This is a genomic window from Vogesella lacus, assembly GCF_979366295.1.
In genome coordinates, this window is the sequence record NZ_CEETQT010000004.1 from 106,099 (window position 1) to 131,022 (window position 24,924).

At 61.4% G+C, this 24,924-nt stretch carries 21 protein-coding genes; 8 read left to right on the top strand and 13 right to left on the bottom strand.

Annotation, left to right across the window (positions count from 1 at the left end; all coding sequences use genetic code 11):
* Positions 1 to 71: 71 nt before the first annotated feature.
* The 9 genes from ACZ9W6_RS06275 to ACZ9W6_RS06315 all read right to left on the bottom strand — a co-directional run bounded on the left by ACZ9W6_RS06275 (position 72) and on the right by ACZ9W6_RS06315 (position 9,046).
* Positions 72 to 638, bottom strand: a complete 567-nt coding sequence (locus ACZ9W6_RS06275) for a hypothetical protein (RefSeq protein ID WP_465190234.1) — start codon at positions 636 to 638, stop codon at positions 72 to 74.
* A 121-nt stretch (positions 639 to 759) separates the two neighbouring features.
* Positions 760 to 1,041 (bottom strand): VF530 family protein, encoded by a 282-nt coding sequence (locus ACZ9W6_RS06280; RefSeq protein WP_465190235.1) that lies wholly within the window; start codon positions 1,039 to 1,041, stop codon positions 760 to 762.
* A complete protein-coding gene (locus ACZ9W6_RS06285; protein ID WP_465190236.1) occupies positions 1,038 to 1,433 on the bottom strand; it encodes a YkgJ family cysteine cluster protein in 396 nt (131 codons plus the stop codon). The genes ACZ9W6_RS06280 and ACZ9W6_RS06285 overlap by 4 nt, the downstream gene beginning before the upstream one ends.
* Before the next feature lie 146 nt (positions 1,434 to 1,579).
* Positions 1,580 to 2,515 carry a cysteine synthase A gene (gene cysK / locus ACZ9W6_RS06290; protein ID WP_465190237.1) on the bottom strand — a complete coding sequence of 312 codons (936 nt, stop codon included), beginning with the start codon at positions 2,513 to 2,515 and terminating at the stop codon, positions 1,580 to 1,582.
* 167 nt (positions 2,516 to 2,682) lie between these two features.
* Complete coding sequence (locus ACZ9W6_RS06295; RefSeq protein ID WP_465190238.1) at positions 2,683 to 4,311, bottom strand: methyl-accepting chemotaxis protein; 1,629 nt, start codon at positions 4,309 to 4,311, stop codon at positions 2,683 to 2,685.
* A gap of 253 nt (positions 4,312 to 4,564) precedes the next feature.
* On the bottom strand, positions 4,565 to 5,641 hold the full coding sequence (gene prfA / locus ACZ9W6_RS06300; RefSeq protein WP_465190239.1) for a peptide chain release factor 1: 1,077 nt from the start codon (positions 5,639 to 5,641) through the stop codon (positions 4,565 to 4,567).
* Positions 5,641 to 6,894, bottom strand: coding sequence for a glutamyl-tRNA reductase (gene hemA / locus ACZ9W6_RS06305; protein WP_465190240.1), 1,254 nt, complete (start codon positions 6,892 to 6,894; stop codon positions 5,641 to 5,643). Before hemA ends, prfA begins: the two co-directional genes overlap by 1 nt.
* Before the next feature lie 102 nt (positions 6,895 to 6,996).
* Positions 6,997 to 7,854: an S-formylglutathione hydrolase gene (gene fghA / locus ACZ9W6_RS06310; RefSeq protein ID WP_465190467.1), complete on the bottom strand. Its 858-nt coding sequence runs from the start codon at positions 7,852 to 7,854 to the stop codon at positions 6,997 to 6,999.
* A 61-nt stretch (positions 7,855 to 7,915) separates the two neighbouring features.
* Complete coding sequence (locus ACZ9W6_RS06315) at positions 7,916 to 9,046, bottom strand: S-(hydroxymethyl)glutathione dehydrogenase/class III alcohol dehydrogenase (protein WP_465190241.1); 1,131 nt, start codon at positions 9,044 to 9,046, stop codon at positions 7,916 to 7,918.
* Positions 9,047 to 9,151: 105 nt separating this feature from the next.
* Here ACZ9W6_RS06315 and ACZ9W6_RS06320 point away from each other — a divergent pair, with 105 nt between their 5' ends.
* The 3 genes from ACZ9W6_RS06320 (at position 9,152) to ACZ9W6_RS06330 (ending at position 11,487) form a co-directional block, all read left to right on the top strand.
* The gene (locus ACZ9W6_RS06320) at positions 9,152 to 10,054 is read left to right on the top strand and encodes a LysR substrate-binding domain-containing protein (RefSeq protein ID WP_465190242.1); all 903 of its coding nucleotides are present in this window, start codon (positions 9,152 to 9,154) and stop codon (positions 10,052 to 10,054) included.
* Positions 10,055 to 10,130: 76 nt separating this feature from the next.
* Positions 10,131 to 10,772: a pyridoxamine 5'-phosphate oxidase gene (gene pdxH / locus ACZ9W6_RS06325; protein ID WP_465190243.1), complete on the top strand. Its 642-nt coding sequence runs from the start codon at positions 10,131 to 10,133 to the stop codon at positions 10,770 to 10,772.
* A 244-nt stretch (positions 10,773 to 11,016) separates the two neighbouring features.
* Positions 11,017 to 11,487 carry a YehS family protein gene (locus ACZ9W6_RS06330; protein WP_465190244.1) on the top strand — a complete coding sequence of 157 codons (471 nt, stop codon included), beginning with the start codon at positions 11,017 to 11,019 and terminating at the stop codon, positions 11,485 to 11,487.
* A 71-nt stretch (positions 11,488 to 11,558) separates the two neighbouring features.
* Here ACZ9W6_RS06330 and ACZ9W6_RS06335 read toward each other — a convergent pair whose 3' ends face one another.
* From ACZ9W6_RS06335 to parC, 3 genes are read right to left on the bottom strand one after another with little or no spacing between them, the layout of a single operon-like run.
* A complete protein-coding gene (locus ACZ9W6_RS06335) occupies positions 11,559 to 12,905 on the bottom strand; it encodes a sigma-54-dependent transcriptional regulator (RefSeq protein ID WP_465190245.1) in 1,347 nt (448 codons plus the stop codon).
* Positions 12,902 to 14,401, bottom strand: coding sequence for a two-component system sensor histidine kinase NtrB (locus tag ACZ9W6_RS06340; protein ID WP_465190246.1), 1,500 nt, complete (start codon positions 14,399 to 14,401; stop codon positions 12,902 to 12,904). The genes ACZ9W6_RS06335 and ACZ9W6_RS06340 overlap by 4 nt, the downstream gene beginning before the upstream one ends.
* Before the next feature lie 3 nt (positions 14,402 to 14,404).
* Entirely contained in the window at positions 14,405 to 16,762 is a 2,358-nt protein-coding gene (gene parC, locus ACZ9W6_RS06345; RefSeq protein ID WP_465190247.1) for a DNA topoisomerase IV subunit A, read from the bottom strand.
* Positions 16,763 to 16,834: 72 nt separating this feature from the next.
* Between parC and ACZ9W6_RS06350 the strand changes: the two genes are divergently transcribed.
* The 4 genes from ACZ9W6_RS06350 to ACZ9W6_RS06365 all read left to right on the top strand — a co-directional run bounded on the left by ACZ9W6_RS06350 (position 16,835) and on the right by ACZ9W6_RS06365 (position 21,930).
* Positions 16,835 to 17,296 carry a GNAT family N-acetyltransferase gene (locus ACZ9W6_RS06350; protein WP_465190248.1) on the top strand — a complete coding sequence of 154 codons (462 nt, stop codon included), beginning with the start codon at positions 16,835 to 16,837 and terminating at the stop codon, positions 17,294 to 17,296.
* 116 nt (positions 17,297 to 17,412) lie between these two features.
* A complete protein-coding gene (locus ACZ9W6_RS06355) occupies positions 17,413 to 19,296 on the top strand; it encodes a methyl-accepting chemotaxis protein (protein WP_465190249.1) in 1,884 nt (627 codons plus the stop codon).
* 7 nt (positions 19,297 to 19,303) lie between these two features.
* Positions 19,304 to 20,119 (top strand): substrate-binding periplasmic protein, encoded by an 816-nt coding sequence (locus ACZ9W6_RS06360; protein ID WP_465190250.1) that lies wholly within the window; start codon positions 19,304 to 19,306, stop codon positions 20,117 to 20,119.
* Positions 20,120 to 20,289: 170 nt separating this feature from the next.
* Complete coding sequence (locus ACZ9W6_RS06365; protein ID WP_465190251.1) at positions 20,290 to 21,930, top strand: methyl-accepting chemotaxis protein; 1,641 nt, start codon at positions 20,290 to 20,292, stop codon at positions 21,928 to 21,930.
* On the opposite strand, the gene ACZ9W6_RS06370 is transcribed toward ACZ9W6_RS06365, so the two are convergent.
* Complete coding sequence (locus tag ACZ9W6_RS06370; RefSeq protein ID WP_465190252.1) at positions 21,927 to 22,673, bottom strand: BPSS1780 family membrane protein; 747 nt, start codon at positions 22,671 to 22,673, stop codon at positions 21,927 to 21,929. The two genes, ACZ9W6_RS06365 and ACZ9W6_RS06370, sit on opposite strands and share 4 nt — an antisense overlap.
* Positions 22,674 to 22,864: 191 nt before the next feature.
* Here ACZ9W6_RS06370 and tkt point away from each other — a divergent pair, with 191 nt between their 5' ends.
* Positions 22,865 to 24,853: a transketolase gene (tkt, locus tag ACZ9W6_RS06375; RefSeq protein WP_465190253.1), complete on the top strand. Its 1,989-nt coding sequence runs from the start codon at positions 22,865 to 22,867 to the stop codon at positions 24,851 to 24,853.
* The last annotated feature ends 71 nt before the right edge of the window (positions 24,854 to 24,924 follow it).

The window sequence follows — 24,924 nt, forward strand, 5'->3', positions numbered from 1 at the left end:
TTTTGCTCAAGGCGCAAAGATGTTTGTGCAAATGGCCAGCGTGCTGGTGTAGAGGGGGGGGCCGAGGAAGGTCAGTGTGCTGCGCGGCTGTGCAGCAGGTGGGCAAGGTAGTACGGCGACAGCCAGCGTTGCACCTGCAGCCAGAGTCGCTGGGCGAGGCTCAGCGTGCTGGCGGCTTGCAGCAATGCCGGCAAGGCTTGCGGATCCAGCAGTTGCTGCCACAGGCGCTCGAAATGCAGGAACTCGCCATGTCGCACGCTGCAGCTTAACCAGTGTTGCAGCTGGGCTGTACGTTGCGGATAAAGCCGTGAATACAGCAGGCAGTAAGCGGCTTGCACCTGCTGTCTGGAGGGGGGGCTGCCGGTCTGCTCAAGCAGGCGCAGGCCAAGCAGGGTGCGCATCAGCCGCAGTTTCAGCTGACGTGGCGTCAGCTGCAGGGCGCGGGCGACTTCGGGCAGATTGCCATGGTGGGCATGGCTCCAGCACAGGGTGGTAGCACAGCTGCCGGGGATGCGCTGCGCCAGCGCCTGCAAGTGCAGCATGGTCTGGCGCAATGAAGACAGGCATTCCTGTTCGCTATCCTGGCTCATGCGCGCATGGGCGCTGGCCAGCAGGCGTTGCCTGGTCTTGATGGGCATCTTGAGGCTCTGTTTGAGAAGGATTCTCGATGATAAGGGCTTCTGCCAGTTAAATACCAGTGCGCGGTCAGTGGCTGTTGTTAAAGAATCACTTGGCCTTATTGTAGAATTTCGATATGAATTACTTTTTGCTGCCAAACAGCACGGTCGGGGCCTTGCCGCCGCCGCTGCTACTCGCAGCCTTGGCCGGTTTGAGCGTTTGCAGATACAGCTGTTCGACCTTCTCGCGCGCCCATGGTGTGCGGCGCAGAAAGGCGAGGCTGGATTTCAGGCTGGGGTCGTGCTGGAAACAGCGCACCGGAATGCGGCTGGCCAGACCTTCCCAGCCATAACGTTCCTGCAGGGTTTCGACGATTTTCTGCAGGGTAATGCCATGCAGCGGATTATTGGTTTGGGTGCTCATGCCGGGCTCCGTTTGGCTAGCGGGTTGCGGGTGTAGGCGCAAAAACCGGGGCGCGGGCCGATTTTCGGGTGATTGCGGCAGGTGTCGGGGCGTTTGTCGTAGATGGTGCACAAGCGGCTTTTGGCATCCAGATACAGGCAGTCGCCGTTGGAGCGCTGGGCCAGGGTGAACAAACTCATCTTGAAGTTGAAGTGCTGGATGACGCGCTGTTTTTCCAGCCGTTTGGCGATGTTCTTGATCGGCTCTTCCAGCTCGAACTCGTCAACCAACCCCATGCGCACGAGGTCGGGCAGGCGAATCTCCACCGGCATGGTACAGCAGCTGCCCATGCAGTCCTGGCACAGGCCGTTCTTGTATTTGACCCAGGTGTCGAGTCGGTTGATATCTGCCACAGCTAACCCTAAAGCATTGAAAGACAATGTGAATCTGCCGCAAAAGGCAGCCGCGCATTGTACGGATAGCCGTGGCGCTCAGCAAGGTTGGCCGCATGAAAAAAGCCATGCCGGCAGGCATGGCTTCTGCTGTGAGCAGGGCGGGCTTAGCCGGCCAGATGCTCGAACAGCGCGGTGGACAGATAGCGCTCGCCGAAGGACGGAATCACCACCACGATCAGCTTGCCGGCGTTTTCCGGGCGCTTGGCCAGCTCCAGCGCGGCCCAAACGGCAGCACCGGAGGAAATGCCGACCAGCACGCCTTCCTGGGTGGCGACATTGCGCGCCGTCGTCATCGCGTCGTCGTTCTTCACGCGGATGATTTCGTCGTAGACGCCGGTGTTGAGAATCGGTGGCACGAAGCCGGCGCCGATGCCCTGGATAGGGTGCGGGCCCTTGGCACCACCGGACAGTACCGGCGAGGCATCCGGCTCGACCGCCACGATCTGCACACCCGGCTTGCGGGCCTTCAGTACTTCGCCGACACCGGTAATGGTGCCGCCGGTGCCCACGCCGGCAACGAAGATGTCGATCTGGCCATCGGTATCGCGCCACACTTCTTCGGCGGTGGTGTTGCGGTGAACCTCGGGATTGGCCGGGTTTTCGAACTGCTGCGGCATGAAGTGGCTGTCAGGGTTGGCCGCAACGATTTCGCGGGCCTTGGCAATCGCGCCGCCCATGCCATCCGGGCCGGGGGTCAGGATCAGCTCGGCACCATAGGCGCGCAGCAGCTGACGGCGTTCCTTGCTCATGGTTTCCGGCATGGTGATCTTCAGCTTGTAGCCGCGCGCGGCACATACCATGGCCAGGCCGATGCCGGTATTACCCGAAGTCGGCTCGACGATGACGGTATCCGGGCCGATCTTGCCGGCCTGTTCGGCGGCGTCGATCATCGCCACGGCGATACGGTCTTTCACGCTGTGGCCGGGATTGAAGAATTCCAGTTTGGCAACCACGGTGGCGGCCGCACCGTCGGTAATCCGGTTCAGGCGTACCAGTGGGGTGTTGCCAATCAGGTCGGTCACGGAGTCGGCAATGCGCATCGTCTTATTCTCCAACAAGCAGTAATGGGACAGGCTTTAGAACGCTACATACTATATACGGCAAGGGCGTTTGCCTAATACCGTTTTTGCCTAAAAGTCTAACCCTGCCTTCTATTCCGCATATGAAAAAGCCCGGCATGAGCCGGGCTGTCTTGAGGCGGAAAAACTCAGATACGGAAGCGTGACACCACCTGGCGCAGCGCATCGGACGATTGCTGCAACTGGCGCGAGGAGTCGGCCAGCTGGCCGACGGTGCGGCTGTTTTCCTCGGCCATGTGGGCGACGGCCTCCATATCGCGCGACAGGCCCTGACTGGCGCTGCGTTGCTCGGTCAGTGCGTGGTTGATATGGCTGATCGCCTCCAGCACGCCTTCGGCGCTGTGACGCACCTGCTGCATGGCTTGCGAGCTGTTGCCGGCGCTGGCGGTGACGTCGCTGACGCTCTGGCGGCTCTGCTCCATGCGCTCGACCACGCGGCCGGCGTTGTGCTGGATGGCGGCAATCATGCGGGTGATTTCTTCGGCCGAGACCGTGGTGCGCTCGGCCAGCTTGCGTACTTCGTCGGCCACTACGGCAAAGCCGCGGCCGCTCTCGCCGGCACGAGCGGCTTCGATGGCGGCGTTCAGCGCCAGCAGATTGGTCTGGTCGGCCACATCGCGGATGACGGTGACGATATTGCCGATGGCCTGCACTTCGCCGGTCAGCGCGTCGATCTGGCTGGACGTATCGCTGACATGCTGGCTGACCATGGCAATGCGCTGCACCGAATGGGAGACTTCGCGGCTGCCCTGTTCGGCCAGCTTGCCGGCCTGGTTGGCCTGATGCGAGGCGTCGCCGGCATTGTCGGCCACGTGATTGATGCTGACGGTCAGCTGCTCCAAGGTGGCAGCGGCAGAGGCGGTGGAATCTGCCTGGCGTTGGGCACCGTTGGCTACATGTTGCGAGGCATCGTTCAGACGGATGGCGGCAGCGGCCACCTGGGCGGCATTGTGATGCACTTCTTGCAGGGCGCCGGCCAGCTGGGCGCGCATCTGCTCTTGTGCGGCCAGCAGCTGCTGGATTTCATCGCCGCCTTCGCGGTAATGCTGTTGCGCCATCGGGGTAAAGTCACCGGCGGCAATTTTCTGGCTGAAGGTGACCGCTGCGGCCAACTTGCCGGCCATACGAGAGGACAGGGTCAGGGCAATGGCAAGGCCGGCCAGCAGCGACAAACCACCCAGAATCAGCAATAGCAGGCGGGTATTCTGGTAATGGCTGGCAGCTTCCTGCTGGCGCACGCGCATTTCATTGGCCTGATACTGGGCAAACTGCACCATATCATCCAGAAAACGGGCGGTAATCGGGGCAAACTCGTCATAGGCGGTCTGGGCTTCGGAATAACGGTTCTGCTCGATATAGGGCAGCAGATTGACCAGCGAGACACGCACCGCCTGGCGGTCTTTGTGCAGCTGCTGCAGCAAGGCCTTGCCATCCTCGGTGCTTACGGTCTGGTCAAACCGGGCAAAGATTTCGTTATTCAGCGTGATATTGCCCTTCATCTTGTCCAGCACGGCCTTGGCATCTTCCGGCGTGGCTTTCTGCATGGCTTCCAGCAGCAGGCTGTTGTTCTCCAGCATATTGCGCACCAGACGATTGGCATCCTCTACCTTGGGGTAGCGGTTATTCATCATGTGGTCGAGCTCGCCCTGGATCTCGGCCATTTTTTGCAGGCTGATCGCTATCATCAGGATCAGCAGCAGCAGAATGCTGCCAAAACCCAGTAACAGTTTATGGCGGATAGACAATTTGAATGACATGGTGCGCTCCGGATTGCTGGCGAAACCGGACAGAGCCCGGCAAGATGGCAAAGTCGCGCATATTAATACAAATTGCCTTTAATTCGAATTGTGAGAATTAAAATTGCACATTGGCATTTAATGTGAAACTAATATTTTGATAATTATATTAATTTGAGATTTATTTGCTATTTGAATAAATTAATACGAACGGAATCGGAAATAAAAAAAGCAGCCACTAAGGGCTGCTTTTTTTATCCGGACAGAATCGGAATCAGTCGGCGAGTTGCGCCAGCAATTCGGCTTGCTGCTCGGCCACCAGGGCATCGGTCAGCTCGAACAGATCGCCATCCATCGCGTAATCCAGCTTGTACAGAGTCAGATTGATGCGGTGGTCGGTGATACGGCCTTGCGGGTAGTTGTAGGTGCGGATGCGCTCGGAACGGTCACCGGAGCCGACCAGACTCTTGCGCTCGGCGGCTTCCTTCTGCTGTTGGGCACGCAGCTGGATGTCGTAGATACGCGCCGCCAGCACGCGCATGGCGCTGGCCTTGTTGGCGTGCTGCGAACGGCCATCCTGGCATTCGGCGACGATGCCGGTCGGCAAGTGGGTGATACGCACGGCCGAGTCGGTCTTGTTGATGTGCTGACCGCCGGCACCGCTGGCGCGGTAGGTATCGATACGCAGATCGGCCGGATTCAGCACCACTTCGGCGATTTCGTCAGCCTCGGGCATCACGGCAACGGTGCAGGCCGAGGTGTGGATGCGGCCCTGGGTTTCGGTGGCCGGTACGCGCTGTACACGGTGGCCGCCGGATTCGAATTTCAGGCGCGAGTAAGCACCGTCACCGGCGATACGCACGATGACTTCCTTGTAGCCACCGAGATCGGATTCGCTGGCCGACAGGATTTCGGTCTGCCAACGCTGGCGTTCGGCATAGCGCGTGTACATGCGCAAGAGGTCGCCGGCAAACAGCGCTGCTTCGTCGCCGCCGGTACCGGCGCGGATTTCCAGCAGGATGTTCTTGTCGTCGTTCGGGTCTTTCGGCAGCAGCAGCTTTTGCAGATCGAGATCCAGCTGATCGAGGCGTGCCTTGTTGGCCGCAATCTCTTCTTGCGCGAATTCCTTCATGTCCGGGTCGGACAACAGCTCGCCGGCGGTTTCGATATCGGCTTCGCACTGCTGGAAGGCGTGATAAGTCTCTACCACCGGCGTCAGCTCGGCGTGTTCACGCGTGAGCTTGCGGAAGGTATCCATATCGGAAGTGGCGTTTTCGGATGCCAACAGGTGGGTGACCTCTTCCAGCCGGTCAGCCAGCTGGGCGAGTTTTGCCGCGATAGACGGTTTCATTACTGCTCCGGGTGTAAGCGGTACAGGCGGGATATGAGTTCGACCTGTGCCTCGTGCGCCGCGCCACTGCCGGATGACAGTGCCTGCGTCGGCGGGTGCATCAGTTTGTTGGTGAGCTGGACCGACAGGGTCTCCAGCACTTTTTCGGGGGGCGTGCCCTTGGCCAGCTGCTTGAGCGCGGCCTCCAGCGCGTGACGCCGCGTGCGGTCGGCCTCGTCGCGCAGCGCGCGGATCAGCGGCACGGTGTCGCGCTTTTTCAGCCAGTCGACAAATTCGCCGACGCTGTGGCTGATCAGCAGCTCGGCCTGTTCGGCCGCCTGGTTGCGTGCCTGCTGGCCGACTTCGACGATGCCAGCGATATCATCGACGGTGTACAGGTAGACATCATCAAGCTGGCCGACTTCGGCTTCGATATCGCGTGGTACGGCCAGGTCCAGCATGAACATCGGCCGGTGGCGGCGCGCCTTGATGGCCCGCTCGACCAGACCCTTGCCGATGATGGGCAGCTGGCTGGCAGTCGAGCTGACTACCACATCATATTTGTGCAGCTGTTCCGGCAGCTCGGACAGGGTGATGGCATTGCCGCCAAACTGCGCGGCCAGGGTTTCACCACGCGACAGCGTGCGGTTGGCCACCGTCAGCAGGCGCGGCTGGCGCGCGGCATAGTGGGTGGCCACCAGCTCTATCATCTCGCCGGCACCGATGAACAGCACATTGAGTTCGCTGATGCTGGCAAAGATCTGCTCGGTCAGCTTGACGCCGGCGGCGGCCATCGACACCGAGCTGGCACCGACGGCAGTCTGGCTGCGTACATTCTTGGCCACGGAAAACGTTTTCTGGAACAGGCCGTTGAGCAGGCTGCCCAGCGTGCCGGCGTTTTCGGCCACCCGCACCGCATCCTTGATCTGCCCCAGAATCTGCGTCTCGCCCAGCACCATGGAATCCAGCCCCGACGCCACGCGGAAGGCATGACGCGCGGTCTCGCTGGCATCCAGCTGGTACAGGTAAGGGCGCACCTCGTCCAGGCTCAGGCCGTGGTAGTTGGCCAGCCAGGCCAGTGCCGCATCGGGTTGCTGCGTGGCGCAGTACAACTCGGTGCGATTACAGGTGGATACGATGGTCGCCTCGCGGGCAGCCTTGGACTCGACCAGCTGTGACAAGGCGCCTGGCAGCGTTTCTGCAGGGAAAGCCAGCCGTTCGCGTATCGCCAGCGGCGCGGTATGGTGGTTCAGTCCAAAGGCAACCAGATGCATGAGTGCAAAGAAAAGCCGCAGTAGGAAACGGGCTATTCTAGCCCAAAACAGGGCAGGCGAGGGGCTTGGCCGCAACGCTTGCTGCGGCCAACCCTTTACAACTCAATCTGTTGTCACCGCCTGGGCAAACAGATGCTGCGCGTGAAAGCGCAGCTGCGCCTCGATGAAACTGGCAATGAAATAGTAGCTGTGGTCGTAACCGTCGTGGCGGTGCAGCTGCAGCGGATAGCCACTGGCGGCGGCCGCACATTCCAGCGCTTCCGGTTGCAGCTGTTCGGCGAGGAAACCGTCAGCCAGGCCAATGTCGACGCGGCATGGCAGCCGCGTGTCGGCGCTGGCGGCCGCCATCAGCACGCTGGCATCCCATTGCTGCCATGTGGCGGGGTAGCTGCCCAGATAGGTGCTGAATGCCTTCTGCCCCCACGGCGCGTTGACCGGATTGGCGATCGGGCTGAACGCCGATACCGACACGTAGTCCTGCGGCCGTTTCAGCGCACAGATGAGTGCGCCATGCCCGCCCATCGAGTGGCCGGCGATGGCGCGCCGTTCGCTGACCGGAAAATGCGCGGCAATCAGCGCCGGCAGCTCCTGGCTGATGTAGTCGTACATGCGGTAGTGACGCATCCACGGCGCTTCCGTGGCATTGAGGTAGAAGCCGGCCCCCTGGCCGAGATCATAGCCGGCATCGTCGGCGACCTCTTCGCCGCGCGGACTGGTATCCGGTGCGACGATGGCGATGCCCAGCTCGGCGGCGAGGCGCTGGGCGCCGGCTTTCTGCATGAAGTTCTCGTCGGTGCAGGTCAGCCCCGACAGCCAGTACAACACCGGTACCGGCTGGCCGCTGGCGGCCTGCGGCGGCAGGTAGATGGCAAAGCGCATGCGGCAGCCGAGCACGGCCGAATCATGGCGGTATTGCTTGTGCCAGCCACCGAAGCTCTTGTTGCTGGCGATCATTTCCAGATTCATCTGGTCTGTCTCCCGACGCAGCCTGCGGCCAAGGTTGGCCGCAGGCGCGGATGGTTTATTTGCTGTAGTGAATCACCGAGCGGATGCTCTTGCCTTCGTGCATCAGGTCGAAGGCGGTATTGATGTCCTGCAGCGGCATGGTGTGGGTGATGAAGTCGTCGAGGCGGAATTCGCCCTTCAGGTAACGCTCGACATAATCCGGCAGCTCGGAGCGGCCGCGCACGCCGCCAAAGGCCGAGCCGCGCCACACGCGACCGGTCACCAGCTGGAACGGACGAGTGCTGATTTCCTGGCCGGCACCGGCCACGCCGATGATCACCGATTCGCCCCAACCCTTGTGGCAGCATTCCAGCGCCGAACGCATCACGTTGACGTTGCCGATGCACTCGAAGGAGAAATCCACGCCGCCGTCGGTCATCTCCACGATCACGTCCTGGATAGGCTTGTCGAAGTTTTTCGGGTTGATCACGTCGGTGGCGCCCAGCTTCTGTGCCAGCGTGAACTTGCTCTCGTTGATGTCGATGCCGATGATGCGGCCGGCGCCGGCCATGCGCGCGCCGATGATGGCCGACAGGCCGATGCCGCCAAGACCGAAAATCGCCACGCTGTCACCGGCCTTGACCTTGGCGGTGTTGACCACCGCGCCCATGCCGGTGGTAACGCCACAGCCGAGCAGACAGACTTCTTCCAGCGGCGCCGCCGGATTGACCTTGGCCAGCGAGATCTCCGGCAGCACGGTGTATTCGCTGAAAGTCGAGGTGCCCATGTAGTGGTAGATAGGCTGGCCGTCCTTGCTGCGGAAACGGGTGGTGCCATCCGGCATCAGGCCCTTGCCCTGGGTCGCGCGGATCTTCTGGCACAGATTGGTCTTGCCCGATTTGCAGAACTTGCACTCGCCACATTCCGGCGTATACAGCGGAATCACGTGATCGCCAACGGCAACGCTGGTCACGCCTTCGCCGACCGACTCCACAATGCCGCCGCCCTCGTGGCCGAGAATACAGGGGAAGATGCCTTCCGGATCTTCACCGGACAGGGTGAAGGCATCGGTGTGGCACACGCCGCTGGCAACGATGCGCACGCGCACCTCGCCGGCTTGCGGTGGCATCACCTCGATGTCTTCGATGGACAATGGCTGGCCGGCGGCCCAGGCCACGGCGGCCTTGCACTGGATGATCTCGCTCATGATGTTTTCCTTGGCAGGTGCGGAGTCAGTAATCGTTCATTGTATTACCGGCATTTCTGGTGATAATCCTGTCATTTGGTAAATGATTTTTTACAGGTGGTAATAATGCTGGCTTGGGAAGGGATGTGTGAGTTCGTCAGCGTGGCCGAGCAGGGCAGCTTTACCCGCGCCGCCAAACAGCTGGCGCTATCGGTAGCCCACATCAGCCGGCAGGTGACGCGGCTGGAAGCGAGGCTGGGCACCCAGCTTTTGTATCGCACTACGCGCCAGGTGACGCTGACCGAGACTGGCCAGCTCTATCTGCAGCATTGCCGCCAGTTGCTGGAAGGCCTGGCCGTGGCCGAGCAGGCGCTGTCGCAGCATCTGGCACAGCCACAAGGCAGCCTGAAAATCACCGCGCCGCTGGCCTATGGCGAAAGCCATATCGCGCCGCTGGTGACCCGTTTCGGCCGCCAGTATCCGGCGCTGGAAATCAATCTGCAGCTGAGCAATCAGGTGCTGGATCTGGTGCATGAGGGTTATGACCTGGCGATCCGCATCGGCCATCTGCCCGACTCCTCGCTGGTGGCGCGGCGGCTGGCCTCGCGCCGGCAATACATCTGCGCCTCGCCGGCTTATCTGGCCAGCCACGGTATCCCGAATACGCTGGCCGAACTGGAGCAGCACAACTGCCTGCTGGGCAGCAACGATGCCTGGCATGTGCAGGAGCATGGCCGGCGGCGGCTGCTGCGCGTGCACGGCAAGCTGCGCTGCAATAACGGCCACGTGCTGGCCGATGCCGCCTTGCAGGGCGTCGGCATCGTGCAGCTGCCCGATTACTATGTCGCCCGTCATCTGCAAAGCGGCGCGCTGGTGGCGCTGCTTGGTGCCTATCAGGAAGCCGACGAGGGCATCTGGGCGCTGTATCCCGCCAACCGCCAGTTGTCGCCCAAGGTGCGCATGCTGGTGGATTTCCTTGCGGCCAACCTTGCTGCGGATCAGGCGGCCGGCGGGACGGCGGCACCATAAGCGGGCAGTCAGGGTATGATGGCGGCGATTTCTCTTGCCACACGGCCTGTGCCGTCATTCCTACAGGAGCTTGTCCATGGCCCTCAATCTTGCCGATATCCGTCTCGAATACAGCCAAAAAGAACTCTCGCCCGATGATTGCCTGCCGGACGCGCTCGCCCAGCTGGATCAGTGGCTGCAGGAAGCCATCGCCGCCAAGGTCAACGAGCCGACCGCGATGAATCTGGCCACCGTCGGCACCGATGGCCGGCCAAACAGCCGCATCGTGCTGCTGAAAGGGCTGGAAGACGGCCAGCTGCTGTTCTACACCAATTACCTGAGCCGCAAAGGCCAGAGCCTTGCGGCCAACCCTTTTGCCGCCGTTACCTTCTTCTGGCCGGAGCTGGAGCGTCAGGTGCGGGTGGAGGGGCGGGTGGTGCAGCTGGCACCGGAGGTGTCCGACGCCTATTTCGCCAGCCGGCCGTATACCAGCCGTATCGGTGCCTGGGCCAGCGAGCAGAGTACGGTAATCGACAGCAAGACCGTACTCGTCAGCCGCGCGGCGGCGGTCGGCATCAAACACCCGCTCAGCGTACCGCGTCCGCCGCACTGGGGCGGTTACGCCATCGTGCCGGACCGCATCGAATTCTGGCAGGGCCGCCCGAGCCGCCTGCACGACCGTGTGCTGTACAGCCTGCAAGACGATGCGCAATGGCTGCGACAGCGACTGGCACCGTAAGAGCATGAGGTGCGTGGTGTGATGTGCCGCAACTTTGCCGTTCGCGTCACGGTTTAGCGATTACAATCCGCACATTCACACCGCGAATGACACGCTGGCCAATATGGGTAATTCGGCCAGACATGCCATGAAGTTCACCAAACTGGCGCTTTCCTGCGCTGTCGAGCCCGGCAGCGACGGCAAGACGCCATCAAGCCGCAAGGTTGGCCGCCAGCCGCTTGCGGCCAACCTTGAGTAGCCGGACATGATCCACAACGACATCCTGCGCAGTGTGCGCTTTATCCTGAATTGCTCCGACAAGCATATGCTGACCATCCTGCGGCATGTTGAGCCGCACGCCGATGACGACTTTGCCGCCATGCTGAAAAAGGACGACGAAGCCGGTTTTCGTGTGTGCAGCGACGAGTTGCTGTCGGCCTTTCTCGATGGCCTGATCATCGAGCGTCGCGGTCGCCGCGAAGGCGCGGCACCGGTTGCGCCGATGTTGCGGCTGAGCAATAACGACATCCTGAAAAAGCTGCGCGTCGCCTTCGAGCTCAAGCAGGACGATATCGAGGCGCTGATCGCCAAGGCCGGCCTGCAGGTGTCGAGCGCCGAAGTCGGCGCACTGTTCCGCAAGCCTGATCACAAGCACTTCCGTAATTGTGGTGACCAGTTCTTGCGCTATCTGCTCAAAGGGCTGGCAATCAAGCTGCGTCCGGGTGCACATGGCTGAGGCCGGACTTGTCGCTGGGTAAACAAAAAGCCGGTTTCACGTGAAACCGGCTTTTTGCATGGCAGCCACCCTCAGTCCTGATGGTCCTTGAAGCCCAGCCGCTCGAGTCGGTAGCGCATCGAGCGGAAGCTGATGCCCAGCAGCCGTGCGGCCTGGGTGCGGTTGCCATTGCTTTGCTGCAGCGCCTGTTCGAGCGCGCCGCGCTCGACGCGGTCGAGATAGTCCTGCAGGGTTTCGCCGCTGCCGGGCTGGCCGCTGTCGCTGCCGCCCTCGTCAAGGTTGGCCGCAGGGCGCAGCTGCAGGTCGTCACACTGGATGAGGCTGCCATCGCACAGTGCCACCGCGCGTTCGAGGATGTTTTCCAGCTCGCGGAAGTTGCCGGGATAGTCGTAGGTCAGCAGCTGGGCGGCGGCGGCGGGCGCGAGCTGTGGCGGGGTGTCGCCAGCCGCAAAGCGGGTCAGCAGGGCGGCGATCAGCTGCGGCAGGTCCTCGCGCATTTCGCGCAGCGGCGGCATCGCCAGGCCGATCACATTGAGGCGGTAGTACAGATCCTGCCGGAAGCGGCCCTCGGCGACTGCCTGCGCCAGATTCTTGTGGCTGGCAGACAGGATGCGCACATCGATGGCTTCTTCCTGTGTTGCGCCGAGGCGGCGTACCGATTTTTCCTGGATGGCGCGCAGCAACTTGACCTGCATCGCCAGCGGCAGGTCGGCCACCTCGTCGAGAAACAGCGTGCCGCCGTCGGCTTGCTGGAAGAAACCGGGGCGGTCGGCCTCGGCACCGGTATACGCGCCTTTCTTGCTGCCGAAGAATTCGCTCTCCATCAGCGCCTCGGGAATCGCGCCGCAGTTGACGGCGACAAAGGGCTTGTCGGCGCGTTTGCCCTGTTCGTGGATGCTGCGCGCGGCCTGTTCCTTGCCGCTGCCGGATTCGCCGCTGATGTGGACGGCGGCCTGGCTGCAGGCCAGTTTGGCAATCAGCCGGCGCGCTTCCTGCATCGCCGCTGCCTGGCCTTGCAGCCGCTGGCTGCCGGCAAGGTTGGCCGCGGGCAGGCGTACCGCCGATTTCACCAGACTGCGCAGCGCGGCCAGACTCAGCGGCTTGGACAGGTAATCAAAGGCACCGGCCTTCATTGCCGCCACGGCATTCTCGGTATTGCCGTAGGCGGTAATCACCGCCACCGGAATATCCAGCGCGTGTTCGCTGATGTACTGCACCACCTGCAGGCCTTCGCCATCGGGCAGGCGCATATCGGTGAGCACCAGATCGAAACGCTGTTTCGCCAGCAGCTTTTGCGCCTCGCCAACGTTGGCCGCCTGGGCGGTGGCCAGCCCCATTTTCTGCAGGGTCATGTCGACCAGCTCGCGCAGGTCGGCCTCATCATCCACGATCAATACACAGGCGGGCGTCATCGTCATTTGGCGGAACCGAATAGCAGTTGGAAACAGCCGCCAGGCGGCAGGTAGTCGAGGCTGGCGCCATTGGCCAGCGCCAGCTCGCGCGCAATATACAGGCCAAGGCCGGTGCCCTGGTTGGCGGTGGTAAAGAACGGTTCAAACAGGTGTTGCTGTACGGTTTTGTCCGGGCCGGGGCCGTCATCGCGTACCAGCAGCTTGCCGTCGGCCAGGCTCAGGAACACGCTGCCGGCCGCACCGCTGCCGTGACGGCAGGCATTGGCCAGCAGATTGCTGACGATCTGTTGCAGGTGGCCGCGGTCAAACAGCAGGCTGCAATCGCCGGCGAGCTGCCAGTCGAGGCAGTGGCGCCAGTCGGGGTGAGCCATGGCGAAGTCGGACAGGATTTCTTCCAGCACCACGCTGCCTTGCAGCCACACCGGCTGCACGCGGTCGCGGCGGTTGAGCACCAGCACTTCTTCCACCAACCGGTTGATGCGGCGGGTGTTGTCTTGCACCATGCGGCCGAGCTTGTGCTGGTAGGGGTTTTCGCTCTCTTCCAGCAGCAGCTCGCTGGCGTGGCTGATTGCCGACAGCGGGTTGCGGATTTCGTGCGCCATGCTGGCAGTCAGCCGGCCGAGTGCGGCCAACTTGGTCTGGCGCGCTTCTTCGTCGAGCAGGCTTTGTGGCTGCAGAAACAGCACCAGCAGCACGTCTTCATCGCTGGCCAGCGCCACCAGCCGGCCGCAGAGCGGCTGACCCTGCCAGTCGCAGCGGATGTCGCGCGCTACCAGCGGGCTGCCGGCCAGCCGCCATTCGGCCAGCAGCGGTTGCAGGATGTCGTGTGGCTGTTCGCGGTGCAGCGTGCCCAGCAACTGGCTGGCGGCCAGATTGAATTGCTGGATGGCACCGCGACTGTCGCTGACGATCACCGCTTCGCGCAGGTTCTGCAGGGCCAGCGCATTCAGCCGGTGCAGGCGCGCAATCTCGCTGCCGCGTCTGGCGGCCAGCTGTTCCGACAGTCGTGCCTGCCTGCCCAGCAGCCAGGTGCTGGTACTGGTGACAAAGCAGGCAATGGCAAGCATTGCGGTCTGGAACAGCTCGCCGCTATCCAGATGGCTGTCGGTAGAGATGGTGGCGGTAAACAGCACAAAGGTGGCGATGGCGGCATGAAACAGCGCCAGCCGGCCGGAAACCAGCATGCCGCCGACGGCGAGGAAGGGCAGCAGCAGCATACCGAAGCCGCTGCGAACGCCACCATAATGCTGCAGCAGCAGGCCGATCAGCAGCAGATCGGCCAGCAACATGCCGGTGACGATGCGATTGGTCGATTGCCGGTATTGCTGCGCCAGCGGCAGGCTGGCGCTGACAATGGCAAAAGCCAGCAGCCACAGCTGCAGCCAGTCTGCCGGCAGGCGATAGGCGGGCAGCGCCCACTGCGTCATCAGCAACAGCACGCCGACGAGCGCCAGGCGGAACAGATTGAAGAAACGCAAAGGACGCGTACTGCCCGCGCTCATCGCTCAGCTTTCCGGATTGCCGATGCGGCTGATCAGCCACTTCTTCGGCAGCAACTTGCCTTTGCGGCCACGCTTGCCGTCGAACTCGGCCAGAGCCAGCTTTTCATCGCCGACCTTGCCGCGTACCGAGGTGGTGGCCAGCACGGCTTTTTCGCCGCTGACGAGGCCGACGGCGGTCAGCACTTCGCCCTCGTCCAGCGCGATCAGCATCAGGCCGCGGCCCTTGGCCAGCTCTTTCAGCTCGCCGGCGGGGAAGGCCAGCAGGCGGCCGCCGTCACTGGCGGCAACGAGGCGTACGCCATCAAGCTTGGCCGCAGCCGGCACCGGTGCCAGCACGGTCTCGCCCGCATCCAGCGTGATGAAGGCCTTGCCGGCTTTGACGCGGCCGGCCATATCGCCGATCTTGGCGATGAAGCCGTAGCCGCCGCTGCCGGCGATGACAAAGCGCGCCTCATCCTTGCCCGACAGCATCTGCGCCGGTTTGGCACCATCCTGCAGCTCGACCAGACTGGCCACCGGCACGCCGTCACCGCGACCGGTCGGCACATCGGCCGGGTCGATAGTGTAAGCGCGGCCCTTGCTGTCGAGCACGATCAGCGACCACACGGTGCGCGTCTCGACCACGGTATGCAGCGCGTCGCCATCCTTGAACGAGAGCGCCGACAGATCGACATTGTGGCCAACCCGTGCGCGCACCCAGCCTTTTTGCGACAGGATGATGGTGACCGGTTCGTCGGCCACGGTCTGGGTCAGCACCGCGCGTTCGGCCACCTTGATTTCGCTGCGGCGCGCATCGCCGTATTTCACCGCATCGCTGCGGATTTCTTCGGCCATCTTGCCGCGCAGCGCGCCTTCGTTATCCAGCAGATGACGCAGGCCATCGCGCTCCTTGCGCAGATCGGCCAGTTCCTTCTCCAGCTTGAAGCCTTCGAGACGCGCCAGCTGACGCAGGCGGATTTCGAGAATGTCTTCGGCCTGTGCCTCGGACAGACCAAAGGCCTTGATCAGCTCCGGCTTGGGCTCGTCCGATTCGCGGATCACGCGGATCACTTCATCAATATGAATGAAGGCAATCATGCGGCCTTCGAGAATATGGATGCGCTTGTCGACCTGGCCGAGACGGTAGTTCAGGCGGCGAGTGATCGTGTGCTGACGGAAGTCCAGCCATTCGGCGAGGATGGTCTTCAGGCCTTTCTGCGCCGGACGGCCGTCCATGCCTATCATCACCAGATTGAGCGAGGCATTGCCTTCCAGACTGGTCTGCGCCAGCAGGATGTTCATGAATTCGTCCGGATCCTGACGGCTGGATTTCGGCTCGAATACCAGTCGCACCGGTTGCTCGCTGTCGGATTCGTCGCGCACGCGATCGAGCAGCGACAGCATCAGGCTCTTCAGGTTTTGCTGCTCCTGCGTCAGTGCCTTCTTGCCGGATTTGAGCTTGGGGTTGGTGGCCTCTTCGATTTCGGCCAGCACTTTCTGTGCGCTGGAGCCTGGCGGCAGCTCGGACACGATCACACGCCACTGGCCGCGCGCCAGCTTTTCCACCTCCCACTTGGCGCGCACGCGCACGCTGCCGCGGCCAACTTCATACGCGGCCTGAATGTCTTCGGCGGCGGTGATGATCTGGCCGCCACCGGGGAAGTCCGGCCCAGGCACGTATTGCATCAGCTCGGCGGTGGTCAGGTCCGGATTCGCCAGCAGTGCCAGCGAGGCTTCGGCGACTTCTTTCAGATTGTGCGGCGGAATCTCGGTGGCCATGCCGACCGCGATGCCGGAGGCACCATTGAGCAGCACCATAGGCAGACGCGCCGGCAACAGTGCCGGCTCTTCGAATGCACCGTCGTAGTTGGGCACGAAGTCCACGGTGCCCATGTCGATTTCGGACAGCAGCAGTTCGGCAATCGGCGTCAGGCGCGCTTCGGTGTAACGCATGGCCGCCGCGCCGTCGCCGTCGCGGCTACCGAAGTTGCCCTGGCCGTCGATCAGCGGGTAGCGCAGGGTGAAGTCCTGCGCCATGCGCACCATGGCCTCGTAGGCCGAGCTGTCGCCGTGCGGGTGGTATTTACCCAGGATTTCACCAACCACACGGGCGGATTTCACCGGCTTGGCGCCATGCACCAGCCCCATATCGCGCATCGCGTACAGGATGCGGCGTTGTACCGGCTTCTGGCCGTCGGCCACCTCGGGCAGGGCGCGGCCCTTGACCACGCTCATCGCGTATTCGAGATAGGCACGTTCGGCGTAAAGATCGAGCGCGATATTGCCGTCTTCATCGGCAAGGTTGGCCGCAGGCGGGGCGGGTGGTGCCGGCGGCTGGCCGGCATCGCTGGTCGGGTGGGCAAACAGGTCGTCGTGGTTCATGGTGCTCCAGGCAACAGACAGATAGTGGCTGTGCTATGGTAGTTTCGTTTTCACTTAATGGGGAATTGTACTATGGCCGGTCAACTGCAGTGGCGTTGCCACGACTTTGCCGAATTCACGACGATCGAGCTGTACGAGGTGCTGCAGCTGCGCGATCAGGTGTTTGTGGTAGAGCAGCAATCCATTTATGGTGATGTCGATGGTGTCGACCAGAAATGCTGGCACTTGTCGGCGCGTGACGAGACCGGCCGGCTGGTGGCTTATGCACGACTGATTCCGCCTGGCTTGACCTATGCCGATGCGGCAGCGATCGGCCGCGTGGTGATTCCACCGCGCCTGCGTGGCAGCGGCATCGGCAAACCGCTGATGAGCCAGGCTATTCGTCATTGCCAGCAGCTGTTTGCCGGTTTCCCGCTGATGCTCTCTTCGCAGGCTGATCGCCAGCCCTTCTACGCCAGCTTCGGTTTTGTCGCGGTGTCGGCACCGTACGACGACGGCGGCATTCCGCACGTCGACATGCGCAAAGAGTCATAAGGCGCACAGCCATGCGGCCAACTGCAGGCAGGCTTAATGTCGATATATAAACTGGCCGGCTGATCTGTAATCTTGTCTATGGTTAAGGGTGTCGTTTTGCCTGGCAGGAGCTAACCATGAAGATTGCACACAAGGCCGGCCTGATTTCTGCGCTGGTGCTGGCGGTTACGATTTCAGCCTTGTCCTGGTGGCAGTACCAGAGCATCGCCAGCAGTGTCCGCGATGGCAAGCAGCAGGAAATCAGCCAGACCGGACGGGTGCTGGCCGCCCAGATCGAGAACTGGCTGAACGGCAAACTCGCTCAGATAGATCTGATGGCGCAGACCATCGATTCGGGCTTCAGCCCCGAACGCATTCAGGAAGTCTTCAACCGGCCCCAGCTCAAGCAGGAATTCCTGCTGATTTTTGGCGGGCTGGATAGCGATGGCAAACGCATCACCAATGATCCGTCCTGGGACCCGCCCGGTTGGGATGCGCGCAAGCGGCCGTGGTATCCGGTAGCCAAGGACGCACCGCAGGCGGCGCTGACCGAGCCTTATCCGGATGCCGCCAGTGGCGAAATCCTGATCTCGGCGGTGGCCAAACTCAGCGACAAAGGCCAGTTCAAAGGTGCTTTTGGTGGTGATTTGAGCCTGAAAACCGTTTCCGTGGCGCTGAATACCGTCGACTTTGACGGGGCCGGCTATGCCTTTCTGCTCTCGGCCGACGGCAAGATCATCAGTCACCCTGATGGCAAGCTGAACGGCAAAACTATCGGCGAGCTGTTTGCCGGCCAGACGCCCAAGCTGAGCCCGGAGCTGCAGGAAATCGAGGTGGATGGCCACAAGCTGATGGTGGCTTTCCAGCCGCTGGCGAATCTGCGCAACGCCAAGTGGCTGGTCGGCATCGTGCTCGATTCCGACAAGGTACTGGCTGATGTACGAGAGCTGGGCATGCAGGCCATCGGCGGGGCCGTGGTCGGGGTGTTGCTAAGCATGCTGGTGTTGAGCACCTTGCTGTCACGCCTGCTGCAGACGCCGATCATGCAGCTCAAGATGTCGCTGGCGCAGATCAATAGCGGCGATGGCGATCTGACTCGCCGGGTAACGGTAAACGCCGGTAATGAGTTTTACGAGGTGGCGGAGGAGCTCAATCGCTTTCTTGCCTATCTGCAGCAGCTGGTCGGGGATATCAAGCAGATTGCACGGCATGTCCACGATGGCACAGACCTGAGTGCACACGAGGCCAGGCAGAGCCGTGACGATGCGGCGCGCTTGCAGCATGAGCTGGAAGATCTGGCCCAGGCTATCCAGCAGGTGGCGGATTCGGCGCTGGACATGACCGGTAATGCCTCTGCCGTGGCCAGCGCTGCGCGGCAGGCCCACGAAGAGACCGACAGCCGCATGCAGCTGGTGGCGCGTTCCAGCGATACGGTACGCAAGCTGGCCGAAACCATGGACGAGACCTCGCGTTCGATGAACGAGTTGGCCGCATTCAGCAAGAACATCGAATCGATTGTGCAAGTGATTACCGGCGTTGCCGAGCAGACCAATCTGCTGGCCTTGAATGCCGCGATCGAGGCCGCCCGCGCCGGGGAGATGGGGCGCGGCTTTGCCGTGGTGGCCGACGAGGTGCGCACACTGGCTTCGCAGACCCAGCAATCAACCAAGGAAATCCGCGGCATGATCGAGCAGCTGCAGCGTGGTGTCGCGCTGGCGCACCAAAAGATGGAAGAAAGCCGCGAGAAAGCGGGCAGTACCGTGCGCGATGCCGAACAGATCAACCAGCTGCTGCTGCGGGTGCAGGATGTGATTGCCGATATCAACGGCAAGAATGCCGAGATCGCGGGCATTATCCAGCGTCAGGGCAGCATGACCCGCGAGATCAGCGACAGTGCGGCCAACATCCGCCAGATCGGCGAGAAAGTCGCCGGCGGGGCAGAAATTCAGCTGCAGCATTGTGATGAAACGTCTGGCAAGGTAGCCCAGCAGGACAGCCTGCTGGCGCGGTTCCGGATCTGACGGGGACATGCACATGGGCAGCCGCTGGCGGGGTATCCTGCTTGGCCTGCTGTTTCCGGTATGTCTGGAAGCAGCAGGCGTGACGCCCGTTACCGTGTACGCAGACGCCGGCTATCCGCCGTATTCCTATGTCGAGGATGGCCAGGTGCGCGGAATCTATACCGATATCCTCAAACTGGCTTTTTCGCGCATGCCGGCTTACCAGGTCACCATCAAGGCCGAGCCCTGGAAGCGCATTCTGGCCCAGGTCAGTCTCGGTCACTATTTTGCGTTTTACCCGCCATATCAGCGTTTTGCCGAACGTCCTTTCATCGACCGCTATTCAGTGGCGATTCTCGAGGAAGTCACCCAGCCACTATGCCTGTTGCCGGCCCAGTACAAGCCTGCCAATCCTGCGTATTTTCCTGATGATTTTTCGGGATTGCGTTTCTTGCGAAACAGCGGCTTTCTGGTTGGCGGCGAGGCCGTACAAGCAGCGGTCAGCAAGGGCATCATCAGGCTGGATGAAGCCGCTGATACCGTTACCAGCCTGCGCATGATAGCGGCAGGTCGTGCGGACTGTTATCTGGGTGATCCGCTTGCGGTGCAATACGAGATTTATCGCCGGCGGCTGCGCAAGCCGGACGGGACGCGGCTGGAATTGCTTGGCGGGCCGGTGTTGGGCCGGGAAACCGGACATATCGGTTATGCCGCGCGTGCGGCTGCGTTTGCGTTCAAGAACGACTTTCGCCTGCAACTGGACAAGCAATTGCAAAGCATGCACGCCAGCGGCGAGATCCGTGCCATTCAAGCCAGATACCTGGCTGTTGTCAGCAAGCCCTGAACCGGTTTTATACAGATATCCCTATTTGCATAAGTTGTTGTTCGGCAAGGTTTATATGCTGATCGGCATTAATGCGCCAGTTGGCTCAGAAAGTCGGCAAGCACTTACCTGCTCTGCTAGCGTTGTTATGTAGAGATGAGCTTGCATCAATGACGAAGGAGGGGATGGTCATGTTCAATGTTTCGGTGGCCAAGCGGTTAAGTCTGGGTTTTGCCTGTGCAGTGGTGCTGTTGCTGGTGGCGGATCTGGTTGCCATTCGTGGCTTGCTCGAGTTGCAGGCAAACTTGCGGATACTGGTGCAGTCAAGCTCGCGGCAGATCGAGCTGGCATCGAGCATGATCGATCGTTCGCAAGAGATGCGTGTGCAATACCGCCAGATCGTGCTGGATGACACGATGGAAACCCGGCAAAAAACCCGTGACAAATACCAAGGCGCACAGAAGTCATTTCTGGAACTGATGACCGAGCTGAAGCAGGTGATGGCCGATCCGGCTTACCCGCCATCTGCAGCGAGTCAGGCCAGCCTGCAAAAGGCAACCGATTGGCAGCCTACGGCATTCGAACATGCGGACAAAGCCATGGCCTTTGCGCTGGAGCAAAAGGATGCCGAAGCCAAGGTGCAGATTTCGTCATTTGCTTCGCCTTCAATGGGCAAGCTGAACACCTTGCTGCGCGAGCATGCCAAGCTGATTCATGATGAAAACCAGCAAATGGTTACGGATGCCGAGTCCGATATGTATGCGGTCAAGATTCAGTTGGTGGTGTTGGGCTTGGTTGGCGTGCTGGTCAGTGCGATTCTCGGCTGGCTGATTACCCGCAGTATCGCCGCACCGTTGGCCAAGCTGCAGGACTTCCTGACCGGTATCAGCCAGAATTTTGACTTTACCCGGCGAGTGGAAGTGAAGAGTCAGGATGAAATCGGTGCTTCCTTGCACGCAGTCAACAAGCTGCTGGATGTGTTACAGGGCAGCATGCAGCAACTGGCACGAGTAGGGCAGGATGTTTCCGTGTCGGTGCATACGCTGTCAGATACCAGCCAGCGCATGTCCAATTCTTCACGCATTGTCAGCGAGTCGACTTCCAGCATGGCCGCGGGGATCGAGCAGGTGACTGTCAGTATCGGTCACGTGGCCGACCGCGCGCAGGAGACTGACCAGACCGCCCGCAAGGCAGGCGAGCTGGCCTTGACCGGCGGCAAGGTGATTGACGAGACGATTACCAGCATCAACCAGATTGCCGAGCAGGTAAAAGACTCGGCGGTGCAGATTGATGCGCTGAAAGAACGAACCACCACGATCAACGCGGTGGTCAATGTGATCAAGGATATTGCCGACCAGACCAATCTGCTGGCGCTGAACGCCGCGATCGAAGCCGCGCGTGCCGGTGAGCAGGGACGGGGCTTTGCCGTGGTAGCGGACGAGGTACGCAAACTGGCGGAACGGACGGCCTCTTCAACCCAGGAGATTATCGGTACGGTGAATGCCATCCAGTCTGAGGCGAGCGCCACGGTAGCCATCATGCAGCAGGCAGTATTGCAGGTAGATGCCGGGGTTGGCCACGCGCAGAAGGCCAGTGATGCGATAAGGGCGATCCGCAATAGTGCCGAGGAGGTGGTGTCGCAAGTCAGCGAGATTACCGGCGCGATGCGCGAGCAGAGCAGTGCCAGTTCGGCGATGGCGCAGCAAGTCGAGAAAGTGGCGCAGATGAGCGAGGAGAACAGTGCCTCGGCGGTGGCGACGGCTGAGGAAGGACAGCGCTTGCGCCAGTTTGGCAGTGAACTGGAAAGCGCCATCCGCCGTTATCAGGTCTAGTTTTCCACCTTGCCGGTTTCGGTCGGGATACCGCGGGCAGGAAAGACATCCTGCCACGCGGTAAACACCGATACGAACATGATGGGCAGCCACAGTACGAGGCCCAGCCCCCAGGGCAGCATGGCCAGCAGCATGGTGATGGCCAGCAGGCTGCCGCAAAACAGGATGGCACCGGTATTGCGTACACCGGCTTGCAGGCTGAGCCTCATCGCTTGCCATGGCTTTTGCCCGGCCAGCACCACCGCGGCCGGTGCAAACCAGTACAGCAGCGTGGCGGTAATCATGGCAATCAGCATCAGCCCGGCTGCGGCCAACATCTCGCCAAACGGCATCTGGCTCATGTGCTTGCCCGGCATGCTGCCGCCGGCAAACAAAAGAATGGCCAGCAACATGGCCGCCATCAGCAAGCCGACATAAGCAAAACCCAGGCCGATCAGCGGGCGTGGATACTGTTTCAGGCCGGTTTGCAGGTCGCTTATGCGCAGTGTCTCCCCTTGGCTGGCTCGTTGTGCCAGCAGCACAAAGCTGCCGGTAAATACCGGCACGGCAACCATGGCCAAGAGCTGGCCGACACCCGGAATCATATTGGCAAGCACTTGAAGCAATAGATAAATTGCCGAATAGAGTATCCAGGTCAGCGGTTGCTCGCGCACCAGAAAGAACGCATCCCTGATCCAGTACCAGCCATGGTAGAACGGGACTTTGCGCGGCGTGTTATCGATCAGATTGCTTGGGTCGATCAAAGATATTCTCCAGACTCCCGCAGGCGGGAGAGTAGTTTTATTACTTATAAAACAGCAGCATGGCTGCAGATGTGCGGTTGCCGCAATACCGTAAAATCAGCGATAATTCCCGAGATTTGCAGCGGAGCCTCATGGCATAGCCAGATGACAAACCGCTGTACCGCTTACCCCAACACTGAGGTTCTCCCCGAATGGTCTCCCGTACCGAGCTTGCCAACGCCGTGCGTTTCCTGTCCATGGACGCAGTGGAAAAAGCCAAATCCGGTCACCCTGGCGCCCCGATGGGCATGGCTGACATCGCCGAAGTCCTGTGGCGTGATCACCTGAAGCATAGCCCTGCCAATCCGGATTGGTCCAACCGCGACCGTTTCGTACTGTCCAACGGCCATGGCTCCATGCTGCTGTACAGCCTGCTGCATCTGACTGGCTATGACTTGTCGATCGAGGACCTCAAGAACTTCCGCCAGTTGCACAGCAAGACCCCGGGTCACCCGGAGTACGGCTATGCGCCAGGCGTTGAGACCACTACCGGCCCGCTGGGTCAGGGCATCAGCAATGCAGTCGGCTTCGCGCTGGCCGAGAAAATGCTGGCTGCCGAATTCAACCGCGACGGTTTCCCGGTGGTTGATCATCACACCTACGTATTCCTCGGCGATGGCTGCCTGATGGAAGGCATCTCGCACGAAGCCTGCTCGTTGGCCGGCACTTGGGGCCTGTCCAAGCTGATCGCCTTCTACGACGATAACGGCATCTCCATTGACGGCGATGTTGAAGGCTGGTTCACCGACGACACCCCGGCTCGCTTCGAAGCTTACGGCTGGCAGGTTATCCGCAATGTAGACGGCCACGACGTCGAAGAGTTGCAGACCGCTATCGCGACCGCCAAGAAAGCCGACCGTCCGACCCTGATCTGCTGCAAGACCGTGATCGGCAAGGGCGCACCGAACAAGCAAGGTGGCCACGACGTGCACGGCGCCCCACTGGGTAGTGCCGAAATCGCTGCGGCACGTGCCAACCTGCAGTGGGCTTACGAGCCATTCGTGATCCCGCAGGAAATGTACGCCGCCTGGGATTGCAAGGCCAAGGGCAGCGAGCTGGAAAGCGCCTGGGACAAGCTGTTTGCTGACTACGCTGCCGCTTACCCTGAGCTGGCTGCCGAATACACCCGCCGTATGGCTGGCGAGCTGCCGGCCGGCTGGGATCAGCATGTTGCCGCCAAGATTGCTGCGGTCAACGACAAGGCCGAAACCATCGCCACCCGCAAGGCCTCGCAGAACGCCATCGCCGCGTTTGCCGAAGTACTGCCGGAACTGGTGGGTGGCTCTGCCGACCTGACCCCGTCCAACCTGACCAACTGGCCAGGTTCGGTGGCCGTGACTGCCGAAACCGGCGGTAACTACCTGCACTACGGCGTACGCGAATTCGGCATGGCTGCCATCATGAATGGCCTGGCCCTGCACGGCGGCGTGAAGCCGTTCGGCGCGACCTTCCTGATGTTCAGCGAATACGCGCGTAATGCTCTGCGTATGGCTGCGCTGATGAAGATCAACCCGATCTTCGTGTTCACCCACGACTCCATCGGTCTGGGCGAAGACGGCCCGACTCACCAGCCGGTCGAGCAGATCGCGACCCTGCGTCTGATCCCGAACATGGCGGTATGGCGTCCATGTGACACCGTGGAATCCATGGTGGCGTGGGCTGAGGCACTGTCGGCCAAGGATCATCCGTCCTGCCTGATCTTCAGCCGTCAGAACCTGCCTTTCGTCGCCCGCGACGCGGCGCAGATCGAAGGCGTGAAGAAAGGTGGTTACGTACTGCGTGATGCGGAGGGCCCGCAAGCCGTACTGCTGGCAACCGGCTCTGAAGTCGAGCTGGCACTGAAGGCGCAGGAAGCGTTGGCCGCAGAAGGTGTGGCCGTGCGCGTGGTTTCCGTACCGTGCACCAATGCCTTCGACAAGCAGGACAAGGCTTATATCGCCTCCGTGCTGCCGGCCGGCTTGCCGCGCGTGGCGATCGAGGCTGGTGTAACCGATATCTGGCGCAAGTATGTGGGTCTGGACGGTGAAGTGATCGGTATCGATCATTTCGGTGAATCCGCTCCGGCCGGCGTGCTGTTCAAGGAGTTCGGTTTCACCGTGGAGAATGTTGTTGCCACGACCAAGCGCGTAATCAGCGCATAAAAAACAAGGCCGCCCGGAAACACGGGCGGCCATTTTATTACCTGCCGGTGCCGGACTGTCGCCACCAGAAA

What these genes read in the sequence shown, in the direction of transcription:
- ACZ9W6_RS06330 (WP_465190244.1), top strand. Translation starts at nt 11,017, where the DNA reads ATGATCCACAACGACATCCTGCGCAGTGTGCGCTTTATCCTGAATTGC.
- ACZ9W6_RS06365 (WP_465190251.1), top strand. Translation starts at nt 20,290, where the DNA reads ATGTTCAATGTTTCGGTGGCCAAGCGGTTAAGTCTGGGTTTTGCCTGT.
- ACZ9W6_RS06275 (WP_465190234.1), bottom strand. Translation starts at nt 638, where the DNA reads ATGCCCATCAAGACCAGGCAACGCCTGCTGGCCAGCGCCCATGCGCGC.
- ACZ9W6_RS06340 (WP_465190246.1), bottom strand. Translation starts at nt 14,401, where the DNA reads ATGAGCGCGGGCAGTACGCGTCCTTTGCGTTTCTTCAATCTGTTCCGC.
- parC (WP_465190247.1), bottom strand. Translation starts at nt 16,762, where the DNA reads ATGAACCACGACGACCTGTTTGCCCACCCGACCAGCGATGCCGGCCAG.
- prfA (WP_465190239.1), bottom strand. Translation starts at nt 5,641, where the DNA reads ATGAAACCGTCTATCGCGGCAAAACTCGCCCAGCTGGCTGACCGGCTG.
- ACZ9W6_RS06350 (WP_465190248.1), top strand. Translation starts at nt 16,835, where the DNA reads ATGGCCGGTCAACTGCAGTGGCGTTGCCACGACTTTGCCGAATTCACG.
- ACZ9W6_RS06320 (WP_465190242.1), top strand. Translation starts at nt 9,152, where the DNA reads ATGCTGGCTTGGGAAGGGATGTGTGAGTTCGTCAGCGTGGCCGAGCAG.
- hemA (WP_465190240.1), bottom strand. Translation starts at nt 6,894, where the DNA reads ATGCATCTGGTTGCCTTTGGACTGAACCACCATACCGCGCCGCTGGCG.
- ACZ9W6_RS06295 (WP_465190238.1), bottom strand. Translation starts at nt 4,311, where the DNA reads ATGTCATTCAAATTGTCTATCCGCCATAAACTGTTACTGGGTTTTGGC.
- cysK (WP_465190237.1), bottom strand. Translation starts at nt 2,515, where the DNA reads ATGCGCATTGCCGACTCCGTGACCGACCTGATTGGCAACACCCCACTG.
- ACZ9W6_RS06360 (WP_465190250.1), top strand. Translation starts at nt 19,304, where the DNA reads ATGCACATGGGCAGCCGCTGGCGGGGTATCCTGCTTGGCCTGCTGTTT.
- ACZ9W6_RS06335 (WP_465190245.1), bottom strand. Translation starts at nt 12,905, where the DNA reads ATGACGATGACGCCCGCCTGTGTATTGATCGTGGATGATGAGGCCGAC.
- ACZ9W6_RS06315 (WP_465190241.1), bottom strand. Translation starts at nt 9,046, where the DNA reads ATGAGCGAGATCATCCAGTGCAAGGCCGCCGTGGCCTGGGCCGCCGGC.
- ACZ9W6_RS06280 (WP_465190235.1), bottom strand. Translation starts at nt 1,041, where the DNA reads ATGAGCACCCAAACCAATAATCCGCTGCATGGCATTACCCTGCAGAAA.
- ACZ9W6_RS06355 (WP_465190249.1), top strand. Translation starts at nt 17,413, where the DNA reads ATGAAGATTGCACACAAGGCCGGCCTGATTTCTGCGCTGGTGCTGGCG.
- pdxH (WP_465190243.1), top strand. Translation starts at nt 10,131, where the DNA reads ATGGCCCTCAATCTTGCCGATATCCGTCTCGAATACAGCCAAAAAGAA.
- tkt (WP_465190253.1), top strand. Translation starts at nt 22,865, where the DNA reads ATGGTCTCCCGTACCGAGCTTGCCAACGCCGTGCGTTTCCTGTCCATG.